Below are 7,064 nucleotides of genomic sequence, written 5' to 3' on the forward strand. Positions count from 1 at the left end.
ATCTTGTCCCCCAAAATACCTACAGACAGGGACGTGCGGGTTTTCCATACTGGAGGTGGAAACGCTTCTGCGTTGGCCGCCCCATCCGCTCCAGGGTAGGTGGATGGAGTGCCGGCCCACCGCGGACGGTTTTCGGGTAACCGTCCGCACCGGCCGGGGGTGAAAGATCACCCCCGGCCTTTCCCGTGCCCCGACGGCGCCGTCCCCGGCGCGGATGAGCGGGTCAGGGACGGGAGATCTCGTGCCACAGCGCGACGTCGTCGTCGTCGGCCGGGCCCGCCACCGCCGAACCGCGGCCGACGACCGTCACGGCGATCGCCGGGTGAGGCGACGACCGCACGATGAGACGCGGCGCGGCGGCCGAGCGCAGGACGGCGGCGAGCTCCGCGCGCACCGCCGCGAGCGCCTCGTCCTCGAGGTCGTCGATGCCGCCCTCGTCGAGCAGCGTGACGGCCGCCCCGGCCTCGCGGAGCACGGCGATCGCCGCGCGCACCTCGTCGTCGAGCAGGCGCGCCCCCCGCAGCTCGTCGCGGAGCGTCCCCTCCGCGATCCATGCGGAGGCCCGCTCCTCCTCTGTCAGCGCGCCTCCCGTCGAGATGACGCGGGTGAGCACGGGGGCTGCGACGGCGAGCGCGTACTGCACGCGCTCCCGGCGCTCGCGCCGCCGCACGCTCTGCGTCGACTGCCACGCCGCGGACGCCTGCTGCAGCGAGGCGAGCTTCACGGTGTCGGCGTACGCGCGGTCCGTGAAGAACTGCAGGAGCTGGCCGACGCCGACCCAGATGACCGAGCCCACGAGGCCGAACGCGAGCGCCCGCTCGATGCCGAGAAGGATCGTCGCGGCGACCGCGAGGATGACGATGCCCGCCCACGCCCACAGCGGTCGGCGGCGGACCATCACGATGGTCATGAGCGCGCCGACCGCTCCCACGTACCAGGTGACGTGCGGGAGCAGCAGCGATGACGCATCGGAGCTCGCCGTGACGATCCACGGCAGCACGGCGGCTACGGCGACGGCGGCTCCGGCTGCCGCATGCGGCAGCGGCGAGCCGCGTCGGCCGTCCACGCGGGCCGGAGGCACCGCGAGGACGAGCGCGGTCGCCCCGGCGTAGAGCGCGATCCCCGCCCAGAGGAGCGCCGGGCGCTCGACGGGCACCGACGGGAAGATCCCCCGCAGCGCGAGGTAGCCGGAGAACACCGCCCCCAGCACGGTGAGCAGCTGCCGGACCTTCATGCGCGGTCCCCGTCCGCCGGCCAGACGAGCGTGACGACGGTGCCGGATGGACCGGAGTCGATCCGCGCACGCCCGCCGACCGCGGCAACGCGCGCGACGATCGAGGCGCGGATGCCGAGCCGGTCGGGCGCGATCGCCGCGAGATCGACCCCGCCTCCCGTGTCCGCGACGACGATCTGCAGACGTCCGGACGACGAGCGGATGCTCGCGCGCAGCCCGGCACCGCCGGCGTGCTCGACGGCGTTCGCCACGGCCTGCGTGGCGGCGAGGACGAGGGCGCGCGCGACGCGCCCCGGGATGCCCGGCATGACGCGATCCGGCCCGTCGACGGCGAGTTCGACGCCGAGGGCACGGGCCTGCGCGCGCACCTCGCCGCGGACCCACCCGGAGGTCACGGGCTCGTCGCTCCCCTCCGGCTCGTCGGACTCCGCGTTCGCGAGGCGCGTGAGCGCCTCCTGCGCCATCGACACGGCCAGCTGCCGCTCGCGCAGCGACTCGGCCCGCCCTGCGGCGATGAGCGCCGCGAGCACGCTGTCGTGCATGAGCGCCGCCACCTCGACGCGCTCCCGCTCCGTCGCCTCGGCCGCGGCGGCGGCGGAGTACTCCGCGATCGCCGCGGCCCGCGCCTCGTCGACGCCCGAGGCGAGGCTCCGGAACATCCACACGATCGCGAGGACGATCGTCCCCACGATGAGCGCCAGCGAGACGTCGTAGGTCGACGAGAGCCAGTTCTCCGCCGTGAAGCCGCGGCGCGTGAGCCGCATGGCGGCGAAGAGGAGAGGCACGCCCGCCGTCCACGCGATCTGCCACGGCAGCGGGAACACGAGGGCGGCAGCCGCGGGCGCCGCGTTGAGCAGGAAGAACACCCACGAGCCGCCCTCCGGCTCGAAAGCGGGAGCGGGGAGCGTCCAGAGGACGAGGAGCGCCGCGGGGAACGCGATCGCGAACACGGCGGCCGCGTGGCGTGCTCCGCGGCCCACGACGCACAGCACGATCATGACGGCGAGCAGGGCGAACACCGACATGGTCACGATCGTGCGCAGCGGCGGCTCGAGATCGGAGCTCGTCGCGGTGCCGAACGCCTGCGCGCCCAGCACGGCGCAGGCGAGCCCCACCGCGATCTGCAGGATGCGCTCCATGCGCGTCGACGTGAAGCCGCGCCCGATGTCGGCGACGGCGTGCCGTCGGAGCGGCAGCTGCGACCAGGCTGCGGTGATCGCGTCGTGCCCGTCCTGACGCCGTCCGCCGTCCACTACCCCTCCGCAGGGGACTCGACGATGCCGTCCTCGATGGCCCGTCGCAGCAGATCGACCTTCGTCGGCGCGGGGCGCCCGACCTCGGTGTACTTCACGCGGATGCGCGTGATGTTCTCCTTCGCCGTGGAGTAGGCGACCCCGAGGCGGTCGGCGACGGCCTTGAGCGGCAGCCCCGCCGCGTACAGGCGGAGCACCTCCCGTTCACGCGCGGCGAGGTTCGCGTCGGCGAACTCGGTGTCGCCCTCCACGGCGCTCGCCCACTCCACGTTGTTGAGGGGCTCGCCGTTCGCGACCGTGCGCACGGCGCCGAGGACCTCCTCGAGCGGCGAGGACTTGCTCACGACGCCGGCGGCGCCGGCGGCGAGCGCCTCCCGCACGGCGACCGGGCGGTCGGCGACGGAGTGGATGATGACGGACGACTCGTGCGCGAGCCGGACGACGTTCTCGGTGACGGTGGTGCCGTCGCCGAGCGTCAGGTCGAGGAGGACGACGTCGACGGGACCCGCTCCCGTCTCGGCGCGCCACGCGAGGTAGCCCGCCACGGTGGGCGCCGTGAAGACGACGTCGTGCCCGTCTCGCCCGAGAGCGGCCTCGAGCCCCAGCCGCACGGACTCGTGATCGTCGATGAGGGCCACGCGGGTCATGCCGAGAAGCCTATCGGGGCGCGTCGCGGCTCATCCGCGTCGGAACACCGCGACCGCCTCGACATGGTGCGAGTTCGGGAAGAGGTCGAGCCCCGAGACGACGTCGACCGCGTAGCCCCGCGCGCGCAGCAGCCCCGCGTCGCGGGCGAGCGCGACGGGATCGCACGCGACGTAGACGACGGCGGCGGGGCCGAGGTCGGCGACGCGGTCCACGACGTCGCGGCCGGCACCCGCACGCGGCGGGTCGAGCACGACGGCGCCGCGCGCGAGCGCCGCGCGCTCATCGTCGTCGGCGTCGACGACGGCCGAGGCGACCCACCGCTCCACGCGCGCCGTCACGGCCTCCGCTCCGGCGAGCCGCGCGAGGTTCTCGGCGGCGTGCGCTGTCGCCTGAGGGGCCGATTCCACCGAGATGATCTGGGTGCCGTCGCCGACGGCCGCGGCGACGGCGTCGGCGAGGAGTCCGACTCCCCCGTAAAGGTCGAGGTGCAGCCCGTCCTCCGCGACGAGGCCCTCGGCGAGGAGCTCTCGCACGGATCCCGAGACGGCGTCGTGCAGCATGCCGGCCGCGAGCCTGTGCACCTGCCAGAACCCGCCCGTCTCGACGCGGAACGCGCGGCCCGCGACGCGCTGTACGACGGCCTCGGGGCGGCTCGGACCGCGCGACCCGCGTGCACCGCCACGCGCACCGCGCGCAGCGCCGCCCGGACGTTCCGCGGGACGGCGCACGATCCGCACGTCGCCGTCCGAGGGGTGCACGAGATCGACGCGCCCCGGCCTCTCGCCCCGCAGCGCGAGAGCCGCGCGCTCGACGGCCTCGGTCGCAAGCGGATGGCCCGCGACCTCCACGACCTCGTGGCTGCGCGCCGCGAACGGGCCGATGCGCCCGTCGGCGTCGACGTGGAGGCCGATCCGCGTGCGCCAGCGCGTGCCGTCCGGCGTCTCCTCGGCGCCGTCCGCTGCGGCGGCGGAGACCGACACCTCGACCGCGCCGCCCGCGAAGCGCTCGAACGCCTCCCGCAGCACGCGCTCCTTCAGCGCGCGCTGGTGCGCGAGGTCGATGTGGCCGAGATCCGCGCCGCCGACGCGGTGGCGGGGGTCCCGCGCGATGTCGGCCTCCGCCCAGACGTGCGGGCGCCGATGAGGCGAGGCGTCGAGCACCTCGAGCGCCTCGGCACGCGCGAAGCTCTTCTTCTGCTCCGTCACGCGGGCGCGCACGGTCTCGCCGGGGATGGCGTCGGGCACGAAGACGACCATGCCCTCCCGGCGGGCGACGAAGACGCCCCCGTGCGCGATTCCGGTCACCTCGAGGTCGACGACGTCTCCTGGCTGCATGCCCCCATCGTCCCATCCCGCGCCTGGCGCATCGCCTAGCGTGGGAGCCATGCAGGTCTGCCTCGCCTCCACCTCCCCCGCCCGCCTGATGCTCCTGCGTCAGGCCGGCATCGAGCCGATCGCCATCGCACCCGACGTGGACGAGGAGGCAGAGATCGCCGCCATCGAACGCGCCGAGGAGCGCACGCTCCCCCCTCACGAGCACGTGCTCGTGCTCGCTCGGCGAAAGGCCGCGGATGTCGCGGCCCGCGTGAGCGCGCTCCATCCCGGCTTCGACGGCGTCGTCATCGGCGGCGACTCCATGTTCGAGCTCGACGGCGAGATCCTCGGCAAGCCCTACACGCCGGATGCGGCGACCGCGCGCTGGCACGGCATGCGCGGGCGCACAGGGGTGCTGCACTCGGGCCACAGCGTCTTCCGCGTCGCGCCGGGAGCGGCCCCCGTCGAGGCGCACGGCGTGGCGGAGGCGTCGGTGTCGTTCGCGGCCGATGTGGACGACGACGAGATCGCGGCGTACGTCGCGACCGGCGAGCCGCTCCTCGTCGCGGGTGCGTTCACGGTCGACAGCCTGGGCGGCGCGTTCATCGAACGCGTCGACGGCGACCCCTCGACCGTCGTCGGGATGTCGCTGTCGACGATCCGGCGCCTCGTGCGCGAGCTCGGGGTGTCGTGGACGAGCCTGTGGAACCGCACAGGCTCGTAGACATCGGCACACGAAAAGCTGTGCACTTTGTGAGGGTCGATCAACGGGGGCCGTGAGGGCCTGACTACGCTGGAACCCATGCCTGCTATCGCCAAGGTGCTCATCGCGAACCGCGGCGAGATCGCCGTCCGCATCATCCGCGCAGCCCGCGACTCGGGGATCTCCTCCGTCGCCGTCTACGCCGACCAGGACCGCGACGCCCTCCACACGCGCCTCGCCGACGAGGCGTACGCGCTCGAGGGCTCCACGAGCGCCGACACCTACCTCCAGATCGAGAAGATCCTCTCCGTCGCGCGCCGTTCGGGTGCCGATGCCGTGCACCCCGGCTACGGCTTCCTCGCCGAGAACGCCGAGTTCGCGCGCGCCGTCCAGGCGGCCGGCCTCATCTGGATCGGCCCGTCTCCCGAGGCCATCGAGGCGCTGGGCGACAAGGTCACGGCACGGCACGTCGCCGAGAAGGTGGGCGCACCGCTCGCCCCCGGGACCCCGGGCCCCGTCGACACGGCCGAGGAGGTCGTCGCCTTCGCCGAGCAGGCCGGGCTCCCCATCGCGATCAAGGCGGCCTACGGCGGCGGCGGACGCGGCCTCAAGGTCGCCCGCACGATCGACGAGGTCCCCGAGATGTTCGAGTCGGCCACGCGCGAGGCCATCGCGGCCTTCGGGCGCGGAGAGTGCTTCGTCGAGAAGTATCTCGACAAGCCCCGCCACGTCGAGACCCAGTGCCTCGCCGATGCCGAGGGCAACGTCGTCGTCATCTCGACCCGCGACTGCTCGCTGCAGCGCCGCCACCAGAAGCTCGTGGAGGAGGCGCCGGCGCCGTTCCTCAGCGACGAGCAGAACGCCGTCCTCTACGCCGCGTCGAAGGCCATCCTCCGCGAGGTCGGCTACACGGGCGCCGGCACGTGCGAGTTCCTCGTCGGCGCCGACGGCACCATCTCCTTCCTCGAGGTCAACACCCGCCTGCAGGTCGAGCACCCCGTGTCCGAGGAGGTCACGGGCATCGACCTCGTGCGCGAGCAGTTCCGCATCGCGGCGGGCGGCGTCATCGACTACGACGACCCGATCCCGCAGGGCCACTCCTTCGAGTTCCGCATCAACGGCGAGGACCCGGGCCGCGGGTTCCTGCCGCAGCCCGGCCCCATCCACGTCTTCAAGACGTTCGGAGGGCCCGGCATCCGCCTCGACTCCGGCGTGACGGCCGGCGACGAGGTCTCGGGCGCGTTCGACTCCCTGCTCGCGAAGATCATCGTGACGGGCCGCACGCGCGAGGAGGCGCTCGAGCGCTCCCGCCGCGCCCTCGACGAGTTCGAGGTGGCGGGGATGCCCACCGTGCTCCCCTTCCACCGCAAGGTCGTCCGCGACCCGGCCTTCACGGCGGAGGACGGCGTCTTCGGCGTCTTCACGCGCTGGATCGAGACGGAGTTCGTCAACGACATCCCCGCATGGGACGGCGAGCTCGACGCGCCCCGCACCGCGGAGGGCCGGCACTCGGTCGTCGTCGAGGTCAACGGCAAGCGCCTCGAGGTCAGCCTGCCCGATCGCGTCGTCGCCGCCCCCGGCGGAACGGCGGGCCGGCCGGCGGCCGTCCCCGCGTCGCGTCGCGCGCACGGCGGCGGCTCCGCGGCGGCCGGCGCGTCGGGCGACGCGGTGACCTCCCCCATGCAGGCCACGGTCGTGAAGGTCGCCGTCGAGGACGGCCAGCAGGTCGTCAAGGGAGACCTCGTGCTCGTGCTCGAGGCCATGAAGATGGAGCAGCCCATCCACGCCCACAAGGACGGCACGATCGGCTCTATCGACGCCGCTCCCGGCGCGACCGTGTCCGCCGGCCACCAGCTGCTGCTCATCGCCTAGCGGGAGTGCGGACGCCGCGAGCCGGTCCCGGGATCCGGGGC

Annotated in this window: 6 protein-coding genes; 2 read left to right on the forward strand and 4 right to left on the reverse strand. The window is 73.9% G+C overall.

The window, feature by feature from the left end; genetic code table 11:
• Nucleotides 1-223: 223 nt before the first annotated feature.
• The 4 genes from ACWGPF_RS06280 to ACWGPF_RS06295 are packed head-to-tail and all read right to left on the reverse strand — an operon-like array spanning nucleotide 224 to nucleotide 4,469.
• The gene (locus ACWGPF_RS06280; RefSeq protein ID WP_452332003.1) at nucleotides 224-1,234 is read right to left on the reverse strand and encodes a hypothetical protein; all 1,011 of its coding nucleotides are present in this window, start codon (nucleotides 1,232-1,234) and stop codon (nucleotides 224-226) included.
• On the reverse strand, nucleotides 1,231-2,487 hold the full coding sequence (locus tag ACWGPF_RS06285; RefSeq protein ID WP_452332004.1) for a sensor histidine kinase: 1,257 nt from the start codon (nucleotides 2,485-2,487) through the stop codon (nucleotides 1,231-1,233). Before ACWGPF_RS06285 ends, ACWGPF_RS06280 begins: the two co-directional genes overlap by 4 nt.
• Entirely contained in the window at nucleotides 2,487-3,134 is a 648-nt protein-coding gene (locus ACWGPF_RS06290; RefSeq protein ID WP_452332005.1) for a response regulator transcription factor, read from the reverse strand. Before ACWGPF_RS06290 ends, ACWGPF_RS06285 begins: the two co-directional genes overlap by 1 nt.
• Before the next feature lie 30 nt (nucleotides 3,135-3,164).
• On the reverse strand, nucleotides 3,165-4,469 hold the full coding sequence (locus ACWGPF_RS06295; RefSeq protein ID WP_452332006.1) for a class I SAM-dependent RNA methyltransferase: 1,305 nt from the start codon (nucleotides 4,467-4,469) through the stop codon (nucleotides 3,165-3,167).
• A 49-nt stretch (nucleotides 4,470-4,518) separates the two neighbouring features.
• On the opposite strand from ACWGPF_RS06295, the gene ACWGPF_RS06300 reads away from it, so the two are divergent.
• Both ACWGPF_RS06300 and ACWGPF_RS06305 read left to right on the forward strand, forming a co-directional pair.
• Nucleotides 4,519-5,172: a Maf family protein gene (locus ACWGPF_RS06300; RefSeq protein WP_452332007.1), complete on the forward strand. Its 654-nt coding sequence runs from the start codon at nucleotides 4,519-4,521 to the stop codon at nucleotides 5,170-5,172.
• A gap of 78 nt (nucleotides 5,173-5,250) precedes the next feature.
• Nucleotides 5,251-7,023 (forward strand): acetyl/propionyl/methylcrotonyl-CoA carboxylase subunit alpha, encoded by a 1,773-nt coding sequence (locus tag ACWGPF_RS06305; protein ID WP_452332008.1) that lies wholly within the window; start codon nucleotides 5,251-5,253, stop codon nucleotides 7,021-7,023.
• Nucleotides 7,024-7,064 lie beyond the last annotated feature (41 nt).

The sequence above is a fragment of the Microbacterium sp. NPDC055683 genome (assembly GCF_053617895.1).